Source organism: Streptomyces cinnabarinus (assembly GCF_027270315.1).
Taxonomy (GTDB): Bacteria; Actinomycetota; Actinomycetes; order Streptomycetales; family Streptomycetaceae; genus Streptomyces; species Streptomyces cinnabarinus.
In genome coordinates, this window is sequence record NZ_CP114413.1 from 9,349,378 (window position 1) to 9,368,999 (window position 19,622).

Here is a 19,622-nt window from a genome sequence, read left to right on the forward strand (position 1 = left end):
CGGAAACGCGCGCCCGAGCCTGACCGCACCTCCGGCGCGGCGGCGTACGTCACCACTGACCTGCCCGCTGCGCAAAACCCCAGGCCACTACCAGGGTCGGGTCTCCCACGAGTGGATGACCCTACGTTGGCTGATCGGCCCCTTACGAACACCAGGCGGGCGAGCCGGACCTGAAGGAGCCCCTCGTTTCTGGCTGTCGGTGAGGGTTTCACGGTGCCGCACGATGCGGTGGGCTCATCCCGAACACCGGCGGCCGGGTGCTGGACGGCCGGGCCTGGGGGGAGCATCCGAGCCTGGTGATGACCGGGGCCCATACCTGAGAACCCGCTGCTACACCGAGGCGCGGTCCGCGAGGATCTCCTGCAACTCCGTCAGTGTCTTGCGTACGAGCCGCGGCAGCTCCTGCTCGTCCGTCCTGCCCGTCTTGCCAGGCTCGGCGGCGACCCAGCGGGCGTAGGCGACCTTGAAGGCCGCGATACCTGCCTCGGCCGCCAGGCTGGCGGCCGGCTCCGGCGTGCCGCGTTCACGCAGCGCGCCGACCATCGCCGAGGCGAAGGCATCCAGCTTGACCAGCTCGCGTTCGCGCAGTTCGGTACTGGCGGAGACGATCGCGTCCCGCCGCCGGACGCGCTCCGGATCCTCCTGGAAAAAGGCCCCGAAGGACTCCAGCGCTGCCCCCACCGCGTCCATCGGGGACGCCGAGGCCGGTGCCTCCGCAATGGTGCGGGTGAGCATGTCCAACGCCATCTCGGTTCCGTAGAACAGCACCTCGCGTTTGTCGGCGAAGTGCCGGAAGAAGGTCCGCTCGGTCAGCCCCGCCGCCTCGGCGATCTCGGTGACCGTGGTCCTCTCGAAACCCTGTTCCGCGTAGAGCTTCAGGGCCGCCTCTGCCAGCCGTCCCCGCCCGTTCGGCTCCCATCTACCCATGGCGTGATTCTACGTGATGACAGTCCCTGTCATCACCCTGCTATGGTGATGACAGTTCCTGACATCACGGAGGTTTCCATGCGGGTATTCGTCACGGGCGCGTCCGGCTGGGTCGGCTCAGCCGTCGTCCCTGAACTCATAGGCGCCGGGCACGAGGTCCTCGGGCTCGCCAGGTCGGAATCCTCGGCCGAGGCCATCGCCGCCAGGGGAGCGGAGGTGCTCCGCGGCGCACTCGACGACCTGGACACCCTGCGCACCGGCGCGGCCCAGTGCGACGGGGTCGTCCACCTGGCATTCGGCCACGACTTCTCCCGGTTCGACGCCTCGGTGCAGACCGATGCGCGCGCCATCGAGGCCTTCGGCGCGGCACTGGAGGGCTCTGGCAAGCCGCTGGTCATCGCCGCTGGTACGCCCGCGATCCCGGGTGAGGTGGCGACCGAGCGCGACCGTCCCGAGTTCCCGCCCGGCTCTCCCACGGCCGGACGGGCCGCGAACGCCCAGGCGACTCTCGACTTGGCGTCGCGTGGCATCCGCTCGTCCGTCGTGGGACTGCCTCGGACCGTGCACGGCGAAGGAGACCAGGGCTTCGTCTCCTGGCTGATCGCCCACGCCCGGGAGAAGGGGGCGGCAGGCTATGTCGGCGACGGCTCCAACCGTTGGCCCGCAGTGCATGTTGCGGACGCGGGCCGGTTGTTCCGGCTCGCCGTGGAGCAGGCCCCGGCGGGATCGATGTTGCATGCGGTCGGCGACGAGGGGGTGCCGATCCGCGACATCGCCGAGGTCATCGGTCGTCACCTCGACCTGCCGACGGCCTCCCACCCGGCCGAGGACTTCGGCTTCCTGGGCATGGTCCTCTCCGTCGACCAGCCGGCCTCCGGTGCGCTGACCCGCGAACTGCTCGGCTGGCGCCCGGTCGGCCCCAGCCTCCTGGAGGACCTGGACAAGGGCCACTACTTCAACGCCGACTCCCGCTCCAACTGACCCGGCCCCAGGCAATAGCTGTTTCGTGGGGAGCGCCACCGGCGGCGGCACCGCGTCACGGGATGGCCCTCGGGCTGGGGAGCGTGCCCGCCCCCGGGCTCCGTCGCCGTAAGACCGCTGACGCTGTCGTGTGACCCGGGCGGGCTCGGCCTTCCGCCGAGCCCGCCACGCCGGCGGCATACCGGCGCCGGACTCGTGTCACGCCGTCAGCGCTGCAGTGTCAGCAGACCCGGACGGTAGGGCAGGAGGCCGTAGTCGCCGCCGGAGTTGGGGCTGCGGCCCTGGTAGAGCAACTGCAGATTGCAGGGATCGACGGTCATGGTCTGATCGGCGCTGGTGCGGATCAGTTCGCCATGGCTGATGTCGTTGGTCCAGGTGGCGCCGCTGTTGGCCTTGCCGGCAAAGGGGTTGCTCTCGGTCGCGGCCTGGGGTGTCCATGCACCGTTCAGGCTGGTGGCCGTGAACGAGCGGAAGTAGCGGCCCTGCGAGCCGATCGCCTCGACGATCATGAGGTAGCGGTTCTGGCCCTGAAGCTTGTAGACCTGCGGGGCTTCGAACAGGTTGTTCGCCGTATCGCTCATGATCACTGTCGAGGTCGTGCCGAAGCTGCCCGGGAAGTTCCCGATCGGCATACTGGCCCGGTAGATCTTGCCGTTGTCACCGGCGAAGAACAGGTACATGTTCGTTCCGTCGGCGATGAGCGTCTGGTCGATGGGTCCTGTTCCGGAGTCGGAGATGCTTCCGGAGAAGAGCACTTGCTGGGGTGACCAGCCATTCGGGTTGGTGGGGTCGCTCGACGTCCGGTAGGAGAAGGCGGTCCCGCCCCACTGGTAGGCGAGCACCCAGATGTTCTTCGGCGCGAAGTAGAAGAGTGTGGGCGCGACGGTGGCGGCTGACATCGTGTTCTGGCTGGCCGAGGCCATCTCCGACCAGTTGGTGAACAGGCCGAAGTTCATCGAACCCCAACTCGTCCCCGTGTCGTGCGTCGTGGCATAGACGAGTTGCCTGCCGTTGTAGGGGGCGACGGTGAAGTCCTTGAGCGAGACCCACCCGGACTTGGGCTGCGCCAGCGCGCCCGTTGATGTCCAGCGGTAGGCCGACGGAAGGGCGCACGAGCCGGGGTTGTCGCTCCCGACCTTGACGAGCTGCCACTGCTGGTTGGTGCCGCCTCAGTCGTCGTACTGGACGATGTTGGCGTTGTCCGCGGTGGAGGCGCCTTGTACTTCGAGGGCCTTGTTGCTGTGGCGCGAGATGAGCCTGACGTAGCCGTCCGAGCTGTCAGCCAGCCGCCACTGCTGGTTGGTGCTGTTCAGGTCGGCCCACTGGACGATCGAGCCGCCGTTCGCGGTGGACCAGTTGTAGACGTCCAGCACCTTGCCCGAGTGTCGGGACTTGATGCGGTAGTAGCCGCCCCCGGAATCGACGAACTGCCACTGCTGCTGGTTCTGGTCGTTCCTGGTCCACTGGGTGATGCGGGCGCCGTCGTTGGTCGCCAGGTTGTAGACATCCAGGGCCTTGCCGCTGTTGCGGTTGACCAGCACATACGAGGCGTTGGGATCTATGGTTGCTGCGCCGGCGGGCTGGGCGCCGAGGAAGGTGGCCACGAGCAGCAGGGGCGCAAGGACAGCGAATAAGCGTCTTATACGGACCGGGGACTGGTGGCGAAACCACATCAGAGGGCCTCCTTTGGGGGGCGGGGGTGAGGTTGCCCCGATGAACCGCGGAGCGCGCATGCCGGGGGACAGGGGAGAGTCTCGAATGTTTCGGAGAAATTCCCGCATTCTTTGACGCCACAAGCTAGGAATGTGGGCTGCTCTGGTCAAGGCCTGTCGCTAATCTGTCCGCAAACGGCGCCTCGCCGAGCGGGTGGTGTCCGCGCAGTCGTCCCAGGCCTCGACCCTATGGCAACTGTCGAAGACGGCGCTGGGGGTTCGCCTTCGGGCTCACCGAGGTTGCGAAATGTTTCGGATGAGATCCGAAATTTGTTTTGCGGGGGGTATTGACGATCCATCGTCAATACCTCAACCTTCCTGTCTGAGAAACCGACCGCAGTTCGGTATATCGAACGACATCATCTTGAGCAACCAGCGCTGCACGGCAGATCCACGCACCAAAGCACCTGCGCCACTCCGCTTCGTTCCGGTGAGGTTCGCACCGGCGCATCCTGGCTCTTCGCGCAGTTGGAGAGGTGTGCGACGCCGCGTGGCTTCGGCAAACGGACGGGCCGGGCCGGAACCCGGACAGTACGCAATCACCGGTCACCGTGGGGTCATGGGACCGGGCCGACCTCAACCGGCACGGACGACACCCGGTCGCCCGCCGGGGTGACGTACGGCGGGCGGTGGCCGTGCAGAGCGAACGAAGCATTCCGCTGCGCTTCAGTCCTTCCGTGGTGTCCACCTTGGAGGCACAGTCATGGGCTCGTATGCCCTTCCCAGGCCCCTTGTCCGCCGGAAGATCCGCTGCCTGCTGTTGGTGCTGGTCGCCAGCGTCCTCGGTACGGTCGCCGCACTGGTCGCGCCGCCGACCGCACGCGCCGCCGAGAACACGCTCGGCGCCGCGGCGGCGCAGAGCGGCCGGTACTTCGGCACCGCCATCGCCTCGGGCAGACTGGGCGACTCGGCGTACACGACGATCGCGGGCCGTGAGTTCAACTCGGTGACGGCCGAGAACGAGATGAAGATCGACGCCACCGAACCGCAGCGGGGCCAGTTCAACTTCACCGCCGCTGACCGCGTCTACAACTGGGCGGTGCAAAACGGCAAGCAGGTGCGCGGCCACACCCTGGCCTGGCACTCCCAGCAGCCCGGCTGGATGCAGAGCCTCAGCGGCAGCGATCTGCGCCAGGCGATGATCGGCCACATCAACGGCGTGATGGGCCACTACAAGGGCAAGATCGTCCAGTGGGACGTCGTGAACGAGGCCTTCGCCGACGGCAGTTCGGGAGCCCGGCGCGACTCCAACCTGCAACGCACCGGCAACGACTGGATCGAGGTCGCCTTCCGCACCGCGCGCGCCGCCGATCCGGCCGCCAAGCTCTGCTACAACGACTACAACGTCGAGGACTGGACCTGGCCCAAGACCCAGGCCATGTACGCCATGGTCCGAGACTTCAAGCAGCGCGGTGTGCCGATCGACTGCGTCGGCTTCCAGTCGCACTTCAACAGCGGCAGCCCCTACAACAGCAACTTCCGCACCACCCTGCAGAACTTCGCCGCCCTCGGCGTCGACGTGGCCATCACCGAACTCGACATCCAGGGCGCCCCGGCCACGACCTACGCCAACGTGACCAACGACTGCCTGGCCGTCCCGCGCTGCCTTGGCATCACCGTCTGGGGTGTGCGCGACACCGACTCCTGGCGGCCGGAGCACACGCCGCTGCTGTTCAACGGCGACGGTAGCAAGAAGCCCGCCTACACCGCCGTCCTCAACGCACTCAACGGCGGCTCCACTACGCCCCCTTCGGGTTCCGGAACGATCAAGGGCGTGGGTTCAGGTCGCTGTCTGGACGTGCCCGGCACCAGTACCACTGACGGCACCCAACTCCACCTGTGGGACTGCCACAACGGCGCCAATCAGCAGTGGACGTACACCGCCGCCGGCGAGCTCAGGGTCTACGGCAACAAGTGCCTGGACGCCGCCGGCACCGGCAACGGCACCAAAGTCCAGATCTACAGCTGCTGGGGCGGCGACAACCAGAAATGGCGCCTCAACTCCGACGGATCCATCGTCGGCGTTCAGTCCGGCCTCTGCCTCGACGCCGTCGCAGGCGGCACCGCCAATGGCACCCTGATCCAGCTCTACGCCTGCTCGAACGGCAGCAACCAACGCTGGACCCGCACCTGATGGGACCTGTCTCAGACGAAAGGGTGAATCGATGAAGACCCACGGTGCGGTTGCCTCCGCTCCTCCACGCAGGCGCCGCTGGTTATCGCGGGTCGCCGCGGTGGTGGCGGCGACCCTCGCGATCGGCATGCTCGCAGCGGCTAATCCGGCGCCCGCCGAGGCGGCGACGGTGGACACCAATGCCTGGTACGTCCTGGTCAATCGCAACAGCGGCAAGGCGCTGGACGTCTCTGGCGCGTCCACCGCCGACGGCGCGCGGGTCGGCCAGTGGACGCGCAACGACGGAGCCAACCAACAGTGGCAGTTCGTGGACTCCGGCGACGGCTTCTACCGCCTCAAGGCCCGGCATTCGGGCAAGGTTCTCGACGTGGCCGGCGCCTCGACCGCAGACGGTGCCGCGATCCAGCAGTGGGCCGACCACAACGGGGTCAACCAGCAGTTCCGTCTGGCCGACTCCGACGCGGGTCACGTCCGGCTGGTCAACCGCACCAGCAGCAAGGCGGTGGAGGTCCAGGGTGCCGCCACCGCTGACGGCGGCAACGTCGTCCAGTACACCGACTGGGGCGGCGCCAACCAGCAATGGCAGATGATCAAGCTGTCGTCCGGTGGCGGCGGATGCGGCAGTGCCCCGACTCTGGCGAGCGGTTCGCACACGATTCAGAGCGGCGGCAAGAGCCGCAGCTTCATCCTCAGGGTCCCCGCCAACTACGACAACAGCCACCCCTACCGGCTGATCTTCGCCTTCCACTGGCGGGGCGGAACCGCCGGCGACGTCGCCTCGGGCGGCACGAGCGGGAACGCCTGGTCCTACTACGGCCAACAGGAACAGTCGAACATCGGGGCGATCCTCGTCGCCCCCCAGGGCCTCGGCAACGGCTGGGCCAATTCAGGCGGTGAGGACGTCACCTTCGTCGACGACATGATCCGGCGCATCGAGGGCGGCCTCTGTGTCAACCCGGCACAGCGTTTCGCCACGGGATTCAGCTGGGGCGGCGGCATGAGCTACGCGCTCGCATGCAGCCGGGCGAACATCTTCAGGGCCGTCGCGGTCATTTCCGGCGCTCAGATCAGTGGGTGCAGCGGCGGCACCCAGCCCATCGCCTACTTCGGAATCCACGGCATCAGCGACTCCGTCCTCAACATCGCGCAAGGACGGTCCCTGCGCGACAGATTCGTCAGCAACAACGGCTGTGCCTCCCAGAGCCCGCGCGAGCCCGCGCCGGGCAGCCGAGCGCACGTCACCACCACTTACTCGGGCTGCCGTGCCGGATACCCGGTCCAATGGGCCGCGTTCGACGGAGGTCACATCCCCGGTCCTGTCGACGGCTCCTCCGGCGAAAGCGGCGTCGCCACCTGGACCAAAGCAGAGATCTGGAGGTTCTTCGCACAGTTCCAGTGACGCGCCCACTCCGTGGTGCGGCGAATACTTCAGCTGCAGATCGCGATCTTCATGTCTGGACGGCTGTCGCAGGTAGGGCTGTTCTGGGATCGGGCCTGGTGGTTTTCACGGCGGTGAGGACGGGGCCCAGGTCGTCGAGGGCGGAGTGGGGGGGCGGCGTACAGGGCCGCGGGCTGCCACGGTTGGCCGGTGTCGGGGTAGAGATGTTCCAGTCCGGCGGCGAAGCCCAGGATGGTGGCGCGGTGTCTGTGGCGGTTGCCGGTGAGCTGGCCGTAGGCGTCGTGGGTGACCACGATCTCGGGCCGGAACTGCCGGATGTGCCGCACGAGGTCCTCGATCGGGATCAGGCGGTGGGTACGGGCGTGCCGGTGAGGTGGTGGGCGCGGCGGGCGAGGTGCGGGGCGAGTTCGGGGTGGCTGCCGCAGCCTGCGACCTGGAGGAGTCGGGCCAGCGCGACGAGTTCGCCGAGCCGCCCTTCGGGGGTGTCCAGGATGTGCGTGAACTCGGCGCGGATGCGGGCGGCGGTGGTCGGCTGGGTGAGGGCGTAGGCGTGAAGAAGGCCTGCGTGCTAGCCGGTGGGGAGGAGGCCCCATCCTTCCCAGTCGAGGATCACCAGGGATTCGGGGGTGAGGTGGCCCCAGTGGAGGTCGCCGTGGCCAGTGGTCCAGGAGCTGATGGTGGGTGTGGGGGTGCCGAGGAAGCGGGTGAAGTTGCGGTCGATCCACTGCTGTCGTACGGCCTGGCGGCCCGTGGCGATGGTCGCGCTGGTGGCGAGGGCGGCCCGGAGGTCAGCCCACCAGGTTCCGGGCACGCTGGCTTCGGCCGTCAGGACGCGCGGAGGCCTTGCCGTTCATGGCGTCATAGTCGGCCTGCACCACCACCAGGTACTTCATGACGTTCCCTTCCGTGGGCTGCGGCCTCGTGCGCGGGGCGCTTGCACAGGAGATGTCGGAGCCGGTCCGCGTGTCTCGACACCTGACCGGTACCTCACCGGTACGGGTTCGCCCGGAGGCACGAACGGTCCCCGCGCGGCAATCGTGGCCGGCTGCGCCTGGGGGTGGCCGACATGAGGCTGCCGGCGATCGCGCCCACGTCGCACCCCAGCGGGGCGGCGGCCTCGGCGGTCGTGCGCGGCAACCCCACCTCGCGCCTTTCAGCAGGCATCGCGAAGCCCCGCGAATTACGATGAATTCATCCGCACAACCCTCCGGTCCCGTCACAGCCCGCGAGGAGCGGAGCCACGGCTGGCAAGGAAGTGGCCCCATGTCCGGTCGTTTGATGCCGATGCGCATCGGTGATGTCGAGGTCCTGGTCGAGACAACCGCGGTGCCGGGTTCCGAGAACACATCGGCCCTCGAAACGGCGCGGGAAAGAGTCGCCGACGCGTACCAGCAGGCCCAGGAGACCATCGTGGCGGTGGCGTCGACCACCGTCGACACAGTGCGTCGTCTCGCGGAACGCAGCGCACGTCCCGACCAGATCGAGGTGGAGTTCGGGCTGGCGGTATCGGCCAGCGGAAACATCATCGTGGCGGGAGCGTCTGCCGATGCCACGCTCAACGTCCGGCTCACGTACACCCCTGACGCACGCAGCGGTGCAGGGGCCGGCACGCCAGCGCGTCGCGGTGGGTGATGCCGGTGAACACCGCCTCCGGGCGGGTGCCCGCCTTCCTCGGCCGGGTGCTCGATTCATCCGGAGTTCCAAAAGGTACGTGCTTCCAGGTCGCGCAGGGCGTGTTCGTGACCGCCTGGCATGTGCTCAACGATCTGAGGGCCGGAGAGCGCGGCTCGACGGTGACGCTCGACCCGCTTGATGAGCTCGCCAGTGGCCCGGCTTTCACGGGCGAGGTCGAGCGGGTCGACGAGGTGCACGACCTCGCGGTGATCCGCTCGGACCGCTCACTCACGGCCTCCGTACCGGTCCTGGCCCCGACGGACAGCGTGGGTCACTCGGAGCACGTGATCGTCACCGGTGTTTCGAAGGTGGAAGACCCGCCCTACGAGTACCGGTACCTGAATGCCAGTGGAACCTGGGAAGGCCGTACGGTGCGCGATGACCGGGGGGCGCTGGGTCGGCTCAGTTCGAAGGACGTGGCGCTGGGGATGAGCGGCGCCCCCGTTCGGCGCCTGTCCGACGGCGTGGTCATCGGAATCGTCTCGGCCCGCTACAACCCCTCTGATTCCTGGTTTTGGAACAACGCCTGGGTCACGAGGACGGAGGACCTCGCCCCGCTGCTGGCCGGAATCGCCGACCTCACCCCGGCAGCGGGGCGGGTGAGCGGCTACGTCCCGGACAAACCGCGCATCTTCGTCTCCCGGGACGCGGAGGTGGAGGCTCTTGTCGCCCACTTGCTGTCGGCGAGCGACGAGCCGGTGGTCGTGCACGGCATGCCCGGCATCGGAAAGACCGTTCTCGCCGCAGCGGCGGCGCGGGATGAGCGCGTACGAGCGTCCTTCCCGGACGGGGTGCTGTGGGTGACCCTCGGCCGTGAACGCGAGCTCACGCGCAGCCAGGCCAAGCTCGCGGAGGACCTCGGCGAGGGGGACCGCGCGTTCGCCGACGCGGATCAGGGCACAGCGAGGCTGAAGGTCCTGCTGGCGGCCCGGAAATGCCTGCTGGTACTGGACGATGTGTGGTCCGGGCAGGATCTCAGCGCGTTCGACGTCCTCGGCCCGCACGGCCGGATACTGGTCACGAGCCGCTACGCCAAAGTCGCCCCGTTCGCGGCCGAGTACCAGGTGAGCGTGCTGTCCGAGGACCTCGCTCTGGAGTTGCTGACGAAATGGGCCGGCGAGGAATCCGACCTGGAGCGTGCCCGAGAGGTCGTGCGCGCCTGCGGGCGGCTCCCGTTGGCGCTGTCGATGATCGGGGCGATGGTCCGTGGGCGGAGCTACCGGTGGGACAACGTACTGCACAAGCTCCGCACCGCTGACCTGGGCGGCATCCGCCAGTACCTCCCCGGGTACCCGGACGCCGACAACCTCCTCAAAGCGCTGCGGGTCAGTGTGGACGCGCTCCCCGACAGGGAAGTCGCGGGCCGGTACCTCGACTTCGCGCTCTTCCCGGAAGACGCGGCTGTTCCACAGGCCGCGCTCCTGACGCTGTGGCAGGCGGACGGCCTGTCGGCGGGCAAGGCGCAGGACGACATCGAACTGCTCGTCCAGTGGTCACTGGTCCAGCGCGACGCCGATGACCGCCTGTCCCTGCACGACCTTCTCTTCGACTACGTGCGCGCCGTACGGGCCGAGGCGGGCGACGCACGGGATCGCCAGCAGAAGCTGCTCGACGCCTACCGCGCCCAGTGCCCGGATGATTGGCCGAGCGGGCCGGACGACGGCTACTTCTTCGAATACCTGTGCCGCCACCTCGCCGAGGCCGGACAGGCCGGCGAACTGCACCGGCTTCTGGGTCTCACCGCCGAAGATGGCCGCCACGCCTGGTACGCGGCCAAGAGCGGCCTCGGCGACATCGCGGGCTTCCTCTCCGACGTGAGCCTGGCATGGCAACTGGCCGAGGCGGCCTACGACTCCGCCGACCCCAGCCGAGCAGGCCCGAGCATCACGCTCCAGCTGCGCTACGCGCTGATCACGGCATCCCTGAACAGTCTGGCGCGCAACATCCCGCCGCACCTGCTCGCCGCCGCCCTCAGACACCAGGTACGGGCGGCCCGCGAGGTGCTCACCTACGCCGCCCGCGTCCCCGACCCGGAACAGCGGAGCGCCGCGCTGGCCGCCCTCGCCCCGCACCTGCCGGACGGTCTGGTCCAAGAGGCACTGGCGGCCGCGGAGGCGATCTCACCAGAGGGGCTCCGCGCCGCCGCGGTCGGCCAGCTGGCCGACCGGCTGATCGAACTGCGCCATGTCGAGAACGGCCGGGCGTCGGTTGACCGGCTTCGCGATCCGGCGCTGCGCGCCACGGCCCTGGCCGTGACGGCCCGCCACAGGCCGGAGGCGGCCGAAGAGGCCGTCCGGGCCGCCCAGGAGGTCACGCCATCCCGGGAGCGAGCGAGCGCGCTGTCCCACGTCGCCGAGGTGCTCTCCGACAGCGGGCTGCCGGAGGCCGCGGTCGACGCGGCCCAGCGGATCGGCAATACCGAGGCGCGCTGGCGCGCCCTCGGACGGAATCCCCGGGACCTGCCGCAGCCGCTCCGCGAGGCCGCCATGGAGCGCGCTCAGCACACGCGCGGACCGGTCAAACGCATCCGGGCCCTGCAGCCCTACCTCCCCTGGCTAGCCGACGCGGAGGTACACCGGTTGCTGGAGGACATCCCTGTACTGCGCAACAAGGCCGAGGAGGCCGCGGCGTACGCGAGGATCGCCGAGCGACTGCCCGAGCCGAAGGCAACCAGGACACTTGAGCGGGCGCTGGACCAGGCGCTCGAGGCCGGGGCGTCGCCAGTGCGGGCACAGGCCCTGGCGACTGTCGCCGCGCGCCTGCCCGCACCGCTCGTTCGAACCGCCCTGACGCGCGTCAAGCATCAGAAGGCACACCAGACCCCCGCACTCGCGGCGCTCGCCGCCCGCCACGCCGAACTCGGCCATCCAGAGGAGGCCATTGACCTCGTGTCGTCGCTGGCCGACGGGGACCAGCGCGCCACGACGCTCGCAGCCATGGCGCGGCACTTGCCGGCGGCGGCGGTCTCCCAGGCGCTCGCCTTGGCGGGCGTCATCGCAGACGCGGCCGCGCGCGGCCGCGCGACGAGCCGGCTCGTCCCGCATCTGATCGCCGAGGAACGCCTCGAGGACGCCGAGCGGGCGGCTGAGGAGGCCACCGGGGTGGACTGGGTCGCGAGCGCGGTGGCCATCGCACCCCGGCTCCCAGACCCCGCGGCCAGCAGGCTTCTGCTGGACAAGGCCTGGAAGACGGCGATGGCGCCGCAGGATCCCGGGGCGCGGATGTCCGGCGTCGCCCACCTCGTATCTGACCGCCCGGCTGACGTGCTTGCTCTGTTGGCCAGTGACTTCGGCCATGGGACGTGGCTCTGGGCCGTGTGGAGCACACCCCAGCTGTGCGAGATGTACGCGACGCTGCTGAACTCCCTCGCGGACGCCGGCTACCCGGGTGAAGCCATGGACGTCGTCCGCACGGTGAGAACGCGTGAGTCGTCCGTGCGGCCCTACCTCGAAGACGGCCAGTGGGTGGACGACAGCACAGAGAGTGTCAAGGAACGGGAGAACTGGCTGGAACACCAACGCCGGTTGAGGCAGTGGGAGGAGCGGCAGGCGATGCTGTTCAAGGCATTCCTGTTCAGCCAGTTGCTGGCGCACCTACCGGCCGATACGCGCGGAGATGTGGCGGAAGAAGCCCTCGGATGCCTTGAGAGCGGCTGGGACGGCCCCGCTTCGGCTGTCCACGTCGGTGACATGGAAGACATGGCGTTCGCGGCCGTCGCGCGTCACGCGCCGCCGGATCTGGCGGACCGGGTGGCGGGGCTGCTCCCCAGCACGGCGGAGGGCGCCGGCCTTTCGTTCCCGGAAACCTCTGTCGCGCTGGCCCTCCGCGAGCCGGGCGCCTCACGGCACCCCGACGGGGACGACATCGCAGAGACCGTGCTCGGCATGCTGGACATCCTCACGAAGGGGCCGCCCAGCCACGAGCTCGCGGCCGCGCTGCCGCGCATCGTCCGGGATCTGCCGTTGCGCGCGATCGACCGTCTGCTTGAGCGGATCGCCGGCGCGGGCGTGTCGGCCGAGCCGGTGCCGCCCGAGTGGGTGTGGCCCGCTCACGACTGGTACACCGAGCAGCACATGCTCTCGGCCGTGGCCGTCCGGCTCGCCGAACTGGATGAGCCAGCCCGTGCGCTGGACGTAGCCAGTGCCTTGTGGGAACCGGAGTGCCGGGCTCGCGCGCTTGAGGAAGTCGCCACACGGATCGCGACGTTGCCCAGGGAAACGCTCGCCGGTGTCTGGACCGGACGGCCGAGCGGTTCGCCGTTCCGCGAGTCCTCAAGCCAAGCCCGCGAGGACCTGCTCAGCGACCTCGCCGGGCTGGTCCCGGTTGTCGTGGCCCTGGGCGGCGAAGGCGTCCCCACCGCCATCCTGGCCGAAACCCGCGGCGTCAGCCGATGGTGGCCTTAAGCACTGACCCTGGAGGAACGTGATGCCCTCGTACGTTCACGCCCACCGCTCCCCGGCTTCCGGGGCAGGCCGAGGCGAGACCCCATGGACGGCGCGCGGCCTGGCGGTCACCAAGTCCAGCGACACCATGGAGCACGCGGCAGACGTGCTCGCCGACCGTGCTCTGGCGGTGCCGGGCAGGGCGATGGCCACGGGGGTGACGGCATCGGCCGGGCGCCCCGCGGAACGCAATGTCCCGGGCGGGGGCGTCGTACCCGCAAGCGGTGGGCATCGCCTGGATTCCTCGGCGCGGACGGAGCTGGAGCGGGCCTTCAGGCACGACTTCAGCGGCGTACGCGTGCACAGCGGACCTGAGGCCGCCGAGCTGGCGCGGGGCTTAGGGGCGCGCGCCTACACCTTCGGGCGGAACATCGTCCTCGGCGGTGGGGAGTCCGTACATGGCGACTCGGGCCGGCGTCTCCTGGCGCACGAGCTCGCGCACGTCGTCCAGTACGACTCTTCGGGCCGCGCCGTCATCGCCCGCCAGGAGAAGCGGGGACGGGACGGACGGACCGACGACGAGGTCCGCAGAGAACTAGAGAAGCGGACCGGCAAGAGCTTCGCACAGCTCGTCCTGGGGCTTGGCCGGGGCCCCATCGACAGCAGCAAGATCTCGCCCCGCGACCTGGAGGAGGAGCTGGAAAGGAACGGCCCCCTGCGGCACCGCGAGATGGACACCAAGGAGCCCGTCGTCATTGACAACGTCCTCGAAAAGCACCGGTCTCAGGAGAACCGGTTCGTCTCCAGAGGCAGGATCGGCCCCGAGGCCAGGATCAACGCGGAGAAGGAGGCGGGCGAACAGGCCGTCAACGACGCCTTCGTCTCCGGCACGGCCAAGGGAGCGGCTGGTATGAAGCCGGGTTCCGCGTCCGAAGGCCTCGTGAAGCCGGCCCCCGAGGTCCGCGGCTACGAACCCCGGCCACCCACGACGTACGAGCCGAGAAGGGGCGCCTACAAGCCGGACCCACCGACACTGCGGGACCTCGCGGGCCCGCGTCCGGGAGAAATGCGGGTCGACAAGGGATTCCAGAACGAACTGGCCGTCGCTCGGCTGACCGGTGGAAGACTGGCCAGGGACGCTCGAAGCGCCAAGATTGGCGAAGGGGGCGTGCTCCAGGATGTCGAGGTTCGCTACACCTTGCCGAACGGCCAGGGTGGTGTCGCCAGAGTCGACGTGTTCGGCCCCAAACAGGAACTCATCCAGGTCGGCGGCCCCGCGAAGGCCATAGAGCTCGACAAGACCATCAGCAAACTGACGCACCTGAAGCGGGCCGCCGAGGCCAGCGGTGTGAGCGCTGAGGCGTACTTCACCTCCGACACTCCGAAACCCGTGCTCGACGCCGCCGGCAAGGTCCTGGGCCCGGGCCATGTCCATACGTTTGAGGGCCCCGAATACAAGGTCAGGTAAGAAGCTGGCCAGCCTGATCCCGTCGGCGTCAAGCGCCGGTCGGGGCGCTCGGGCCGCCCGTCAGAGCGACGCGCAGGCCGTCCGGCTCGACGTGCACGGAAGTGGCCTTCAGCCCGAGGGCGTATTCCCTCAGCGCGTCCGCCTCCGGTCCAGGGCCGCCGTAGCCCATCCCCAGCCGGCTGGTGGGGCTGGAGCGGCCGAGGACGGTGAGCCCGTCGACGGCGAGGGTGACCTTCCCCTCCTTGAGTACGGGACGCAGCGTCAGCTGTCCGGTGCCGCCCGGTCGACGGCCGGAGTGGCGGTTCCGCTCACCGTGCCGTCCGGGGCGATGACAGCGAGCTGCACCCCGTTCGGCCGCGCCAGCACCTGGGCGCCGGTGAACAGCGCCTCGGACAGGGCCGGCAGGCGGCTGAGTACCGTCGCGTGCCGGGCCAGCTGGTCGCGTTCACGCTGCTCCGCCCCGCGCGCGGCGGTCTGCCATGCGATCAGCCCGGTCAGCGCCACCGCGAGGGCCGCCACGACGGTGGTCAGCCCCACAGTGTTGCGGGTGAGGGAGGCGCGACGGGGGCGGTTCACGCGGTGGTGTCCGTCGCGCTGTAGCCGACGCTGGGGACCCGATCCGGTCGGCCTCCTCGCCGCGCGTGGTGACCAGCAGTACCGGCGTCCAGTCGCCCGCGTCCCGCAGGGCACGGCAGACGGCGATACGGTCCATGCCCGGCAGCCCGATGTCCGGCCCGATCGCCACCGGGTGCATCCGCCGCGCGGCCGCGAGCGGGGCTCTCCCGTCGGCCTCGACGTGGACACCGAAGCCCTCGCGGGCGAGGTAGAGCCGCTGCACATCGCAGATGTGACGCTCGTCCTCGACGATCAGCACGAGGCCCCTGGACTCTGTCAACGCTGCCTTTCACGTGCGGGCGGGCCGGTGAACCCGTCGATGCTCACCGCGCACCGGTCCGCACTCCCGTGGGCACGGCGACACCCGTACATTCCCCGAACAACGCGCCGACGGCGCCCTTGATGCCCGGGCATCGTTCAGGTCTGAGCCCGCGAGGCCGCCTCGCCGAGAGTGAGCTGGCGGTGGTGGAAGTCGAAGTGCTCGGTCGGGTAGCCGTAGATGTCCGCGAGGGTCATGAAGTCCTTGAAGAAGGGATCCCATCGGACGGGGTAGTGCATGCCGCGTGCGAGGCCGGCCTCGGATTCTGCTTCGAGCTGGCGGCGCAGTGAGGAGATGACCCGGTCGAACGCGGCGCCCATCCGCCGGGGCGTAATGACCTTCACCGCTCCGACGGGACCCGCGTAGTTGATGAGATCGAAAGGCGCCGTGGCCGCGTTCAGCAGCCGGGCGAACACCTTGCTGACGCCGCGGGGGAGCCGCCCGAAGACGCGCGCCAGGACCAGCAGCGCCCGGACGGCCAGGTAGCCGAAGAGCATGTGCCACAGCAGCTGTCCGTTGGTCCATCGGGTGCCGCGAGTGGGACGGGCGAGGTCGGATTCGGAGGCGGCGTCGAGCAGACGGTGGAAGGTCTGCCGGGCACGCTCGTAGCCGTCGTATACAGCCTGCCGGTCCATCGGGTGCGCCTGCGTCATGACTGCTGCTCTCGGTCGCCGCTCCGGCTCCGCCGGGGACTGCGATGATGCCCGCTTCACCGTCCAGCAGCCAGCCGCGGCGCGCCGCCACGTCACACCGGGCCGTGCTGATCCGCGTAAACACAGCCAGTGGCCATGCGGACCGGCGTTGCGCGCAGCAGGCGCAGCCGGGCTCGCATCCGCACCCGTCCGCTTCCGGTGTGGAGGACACAGAGGGCACCGTGGCCGCGTCTACAAGTGGGCGGTGCAGAACGGCAAGCAAGTGCGCGGCCACACCCTTGCCTGGCACTCCCGGCAGATGGGCTGACTTCGGCCCTGCCCCGGCGAGCCGTCGCGACGGGCCGAGGCAGGTCAGACTGCCCAGCTGTCCGTGGGGTCGTCCAGCCAGGCCCGGTGTGTGCCCTCGGGGGTGAGTGTGAGGCCGAACCGCTCGTGCCCCGGCTCGCCGGCCTCCCGCCACCAGTCCAGCGTGGCGGTCACCTCGTCCCACAGTCTGCGCGGCCCGGATTGCCAGACCTGCGAGTGCGCCTGGCCGTCCTGGAACTTGACGCACGCCCACGACCGATCGCCGAGCCCGAAGAACCACACAGGTCGTGCGCCGTCGCGCTTCTCGGCTACGACGTGCACGCAGTGCCGGAGACTGAGCCCGAGGGCGAACCGCTGGGCGCTGAATCGCTCGCCCAGGAACTCGGTTTCCGTGATCGGCGTGGAGGACTTCTCGCGGTCGGCTGCGCTGTCCGTGACGTACTCGGAGTGTGTGACGGGCACGAGCCGTTGGGCCCGCGCCTTCATGAACGCGACGGGGCCGGTGAACGCTCCCGTGGCGTCGGCTCCGTTTTCCGAGACGACCAGGCGGGCTACGGCGTCATCGTTGCTGTAGTGAGTCCCCCACGGGACCACGATGGCCTCGCCCGGCCGGCTTTGCTCAATCCACGCGACGGGAATGGACCGGACGCCACACGTGGCGATGATCCGGTCGTACGGCCCTCCTTCCGGATACCCCTTCAGCCCATCGCCGTGGATGATCCGCACCGGGAGCTCGAAGTGACGGAGAGCTGTACGGGCCCGCGTCGCAACGGCCTCGTCGACTTCCACGGTGACGACGTTCTCAGCCCCCAACCGGTGGGCGAGCAGCGCGGCGTTCCATCCGGTGCCGGTGCCGATTTCCAGGGTGCGGTTTCCGGGCTGCACGTCCAGGTCCCGCAGCATCCGGAACACGACGGATGGCATGGACGCCGACGAGGTGGCCACCGTTCCCGGCTCGGTGCCGGTGTGCTGTCCGTCGTCCCACTGTGTGACGACGGGTACGTCGGCGTCCGCGTACCCGAACCAGGCCGCCGGGTCCTTCGAACGCGAGACCGGAACGCTCCGCCCCGTCTCCATATCGAAGGGCCACATGAGGTCAGGGAGGAAGAAGGAGCGGGGCACGGCCGCGAACGAGCGGACCCAGTCGGAAGAGAGCGCGCCCCCGCCATGAGCTTGCGCCCCAGTTCGGTACGGCTGGGGCGCTCCTGGTGTGCGTTGATGGTCATGGCTCAGACGGCCTTGGGTGGATTGGGGACTCCGGGGCCGCCATCCGGGGTGGGCGGGGGCGGGGGTGCGGGTTCGCCGGGAAGCCCGTCGCCGCCGTTCTGCACGATGTCGAGCACAGTCTCTCCTTCGTCATGGTCCGCTGAAACCCGTTCGGCGGGGGCCAGGGCGGGGGTTCATGGGGGTGCCTCTGTCTCGATGCGGTCGCCTGGGTGCCTTCTACGCGGGGGAGGCGCCGGCAGCCAGGCGGACGGCGTTCGCGCAGTGTTCATGGATCCGGCCAGAGAATGCTGCCCCGCCGGAGGGGCTGACCTGGGCGTACGGCTGTGTTGCCTCACCGGGTCTGATGGGCTGGTCGCAGGCCAGGCACACGCGGACGCCGGTCAGCGTCTCGTAGTGGTCGCACAGCGCGAGCAGTGACCGGCCGAGCTTGCGCGTGTACGCCCCGGCGTCGGATGGCATCAGCCCGGGGCTGGCCTCCAGCTTGCCGCGGGCTTCGCGGACGCAGGCGAGCGCGACGTACCGGGGTACGTCGGCGGCGGGCTGTTCCGCTGCAGCCCGCTCAACCTCCGGGATGAGCAAATGCATGTGCCCGCGCATCATCCCGGTCAGCGTCGCCAGCCTGGCCGGGTTAGTGGGGGTGACGTCGGGCGGGAGGACCTGGGCGACGGTCGCGCGCATCGTGGCGATGTCTACAAGCTCAGCCGGAGTCTCCGTCAGTTCCTTCGCGCTCATGCTTCGAGGGCCCCTAGCTGGAGTGCGTGCGCCAGTTGTAGGGCGACGTCGGCGCGGACCTCGCCCAGCTCGACGAGTTGGGGTTCTGACGAGGCCGAGTTGACCCAGAGCCCGGGGAAGGTGATCCCGGCTTCGTCCAGGGCTGATCTCAGCGTCTCCATCGCCTCGAAGGGGTCGACGCGCACCGGCCGCGCGCTCGTGGCCTGGGGAGGCTTGATGCCGGTCACGACGCGGCCTCGGGCTCTTCGTCGGCGAGGGCACCGCCCACCATGGCCACGGTCAGCACGTCCGACACCCGGCAGAGCTTGCCCGGCCGGGACATCGGCACCGCCCAGTACGAGCAGCCCGTGCCCTGATCCAGCTCCGTCAGGTCAGGGCGGGGAACGCCCAGGTAGGTGCCCTCACCGAGGCACTCCGCGGCGGGCGCCCGCCAGTCCTCCGTGGTGCCGGGCGGGACCAGGGCGTAGTAGCGGCTGCCTGCGGGGTCATGGATGACGGGGCCATCACGCACGTGCCGCGCCAGGCGCCGGGCGACGACCGGCACGTCATTGCTGGCGAACGCGTGGTGGGCGACGGCTACGGAGATGCGGACCGCGTCGAAGAGCCGCCCCAGCGGGATCAGGGCGAGCCTGGCCTCGCCGTCCCACGCCGGGCTCACCGTCAAAGGAAAGGGGTGGTCGGAAGCGAGCCACGCTTCAACCTCGTGCGTCGCGGGCGGACTTGGTGGTGCTAACGCCCCACCGCGGGCCGTACTGCTCGTCATGTCGACGCTCCCTTGCGTTTGAGCGTTGGCCACGCCCGGGGCCGTTCGCGCGGCCGCCGGGTTTCGTCGTTACCCGAGGAAACCGGAACTGTCCTGTTGTTGATCAGGACAGAACCAGGGCACTTACCGCCCACGGACCGGACAGTTTTACCCGAGGAGAAGGGCGGTGGGGCTACCGTCGAGGGACGCGAGCGCACGATGGGGGACGGCCGCGGCCAGACAGCGGAACACCAAGCTGGAAGCGCTGCTGACCGAATTCGGCTACACCCACACCGGGTTAGCCGAGCAGGTCAACCAGACCGCACAGGACATCTTCGGCAAGCCCACTCA

General features: G+C 69.4%; 14 protein-coding genes and 3 pseudogenes. 7 read left to right on the forward strand and 10 right to left on the reverse strand.

From position 1 onward, the window contains the following. Positions 1-330: 330 nt before the first annotated feature. On the reverse strand, positions 331-927 hold the full coding sequence (locus STRCI_RS42120) for a TetR/AcrR family transcriptional regulator (RefSeq protein WP_269664279.1): 597 nt from the start codon (positions 925-927) through the stop codon (positions 331-333). A gap of 78 nt (positions 928-1,005) precedes the next feature. On the opposite strand from STRCI_RS42120, the gene STRCI_RS42125 reads away from it, so the two are divergent. Beyond that, a complete protein-coding gene (locus STRCI_RS42125; RefSeq protein ID WP_269664280.1) occupies positions 1,006-1,908 on the forward strand; it encodes an SDR family oxidoreductase in 903 nt (300 codons plus the stop codon). Between the two features lie 206 nt (positions 1,909-2,114). Here STRCI_RS42125 and STRCI_RS42130 read toward each other — a convergent pair. Continuing rightward, positions 2,115-3,581: pseudogene (locus STRCI_RS42130) on the reverse strand (non-reducing end alpha-L-arabinofuranosidase family hydrolase). A gap of 742 nt (positions 3,582-4,323) precedes the next feature. Between STRCI_RS42130 and STRCI_RS42135 the strand changes: the two are divergent. Then, positions 4,324-5,754: an endo-1,4-beta-xylanase gene (locus STRCI_RS42135; protein WP_269664281.1), complete on the forward strand. Its 1,431-nt coding sequence runs from the start codon at positions 4,324-4,326 to the stop codon at positions 5,752-5,754. 100 nt (positions 5,755-5,854) lie between these two features. Further along, on the forward strand, positions 5,855-7,153 hold the full coding sequence (locus STRCI_RS42140) for an RICIN domain-containing protein (RefSeq protein ID WP_269664791.1): 1,299 nt from the start codon (positions 5,855-5,857) through the stop codon (positions 7,151-7,153). 568 nt (positions 7,154-7,721) lie between these two features. Here STRCI_RS42140 and STRCI_RS42150 read toward each other — a convergent pair. After that, positions 7,722-7,964: a hypothetical protein gene (locus STRCI_RS42150; RefSeq protein WP_269664282.1), complete on the reverse strand. Its 243-nt coding sequence runs from the start codon at positions 7,962-7,964 to the stop codon at positions 7,722-7,724. Positions 7,965-8,416: 452 nt separating this feature from the next. On the opposite strand from STRCI_RS42150, the gene STRCI_RS42155 reads away from it, so the two are divergent. The 3 genes from STRCI_RS42155 to STRCI_RS42165 are packed head-to-tail and all read left to right on the forward strand — an operon-like array spanning position 8,417 to position 14,677. Continuing rightward, positions 8,417-8,785 carry a CU044_2847 family protein gene (locus tag STRCI_RS42155; RefSeq protein ID WP_269664283.1) on the forward strand — a complete coding sequence of 123 codons (369 nt, stop codon included), beginning with the start codon at positions 8,417-8,419 and terminating at the stop codon, positions 8,783-8,785. Between the two features lie 5 nt (positions 8,786-8,790). Next, positions 8,791-13,230: an NB-ARC domain-containing protein gene (locus STRCI_RS42160; protein WP_269664284.1), complete on the forward strand. Its 4,440-nt coding sequence runs from the start codon at positions 8,791-8,793 to the stop codon at positions 13,228-13,230. A 22-nt stretch (positions 13,231-13,252) separates the two neighbouring features. Further along, positions 13,253-14,677 carry an eCIS core domain-containing protein gene (locus STRCI_RS42165; protein WP_269664285.1) on the forward strand — a complete coding sequence of 475 codons (1,425 nt, stop codon included), beginning with the start codon at positions 13,253-13,255 and terminating at the stop codon, positions 14,675-14,677. A 261-nt stretch (positions 14,678-14,938) separates the two neighbouring features. Here the strand turns inward: STRCI_RS42165 and STRCI_RS42170 are convergent, their stop codons facing one another. The 3 genes and pseudogenes from STRCI_RS42170 to STRCI_RS42180 form a co-directional block, all read right to left on the reverse strand. Continuing rightward, positions 14,939-15,253, reverse strand: a complete 315-nt coding sequence (locus STRCI_RS42170) for a hypothetical protein (protein WP_269664810.1) — start codon at positions 15,251-15,253, stop codon at positions 14,939-14,941. Positions 15,254-15,308: 55 nt separating this feature from the next. Continuing rightward, a pseudogene (locus tag STRCI_RS42175) lies at positions 15,309-15,551 on the reverse strand (response regulator); the annotation flags it as partial. A 158-nt stretch (positions 15,552-15,709) separates the two neighbouring features. After that, positions 15,710-16,264, reverse strand: coding sequence for a DinB family protein (locus STRCI_RS42180; RefSeq protein ID WP_269664286.1), 555 nt, complete (start codon positions 16,262-16,264; stop codon positions 15,710-15,712). Between the two features lie 226 nt (positions 16,265-16,490). On the opposite strand from STRCI_RS42180, the pseudogene STRCI_RS43630 reads away from it, so the two are divergent. Further along, positions 16,491-16,568 (forward strand): annotated as a pseudogene (locus tag STRCI_RS43630) (endo-1,4-beta-xylanase); the annotation flags it as partial. Positions 16,569-16,615: 47 nt separating this feature from the next. On the opposite strand, the gene STRCI_RS42190 reads toward STRCI_RS43630, so the two are convergent. The 4 genes from STRCI_RS42190 to STRCI_RS42205 form a co-directional block, all read right to left on the reverse strand. Then, on the reverse strand, positions 16,616-17,662 hold the full coding sequence (locus STRCI_RS42190; RefSeq protein WP_336298843.1) for a methyltransferase domain-containing protein: 1,047 nt from the start codon (positions 17,660-17,662) through the stop codon (positions 16,616-16,618). A gap of 351 nt (positions 17,663-18,013) precedes the next feature. After that, complete coding sequence (locus STRCI_RS42195; RefSeq protein WP_269664288.1) at positions 18,014-18,529, reverse strand: DUF6415 family natural product biosynthesis protein; 516 nt, start codon at positions 18,527-18,529, stop codon at positions 18,014-18,016. Next, positions 18,526-18,756, reverse strand: a complete 231-nt coding sequence (locus STRCI_RS42200) for a hypothetical protein (RefSeq protein WP_269664811.1) — start codon at positions 18,754-18,756, stop codon at positions 18,526-18,528. Before STRCI_RS42200 ends, STRCI_RS42195 begins: the two co-directional genes overlap by 4 nt. Then, a complete protein-coding gene (locus STRCI_RS42205; protein WP_269664289.1) occupies positions 18,753-19,187 on the reverse strand; it encodes a hypothetical protein in 435 nt (144 codons plus the stop codon). Before STRCI_RS42205 ends, STRCI_RS42200 begins: the two co-directional genes overlap by 4 nt. Positions 19,188-19,622 lie beyond the last annotated feature (435 nt).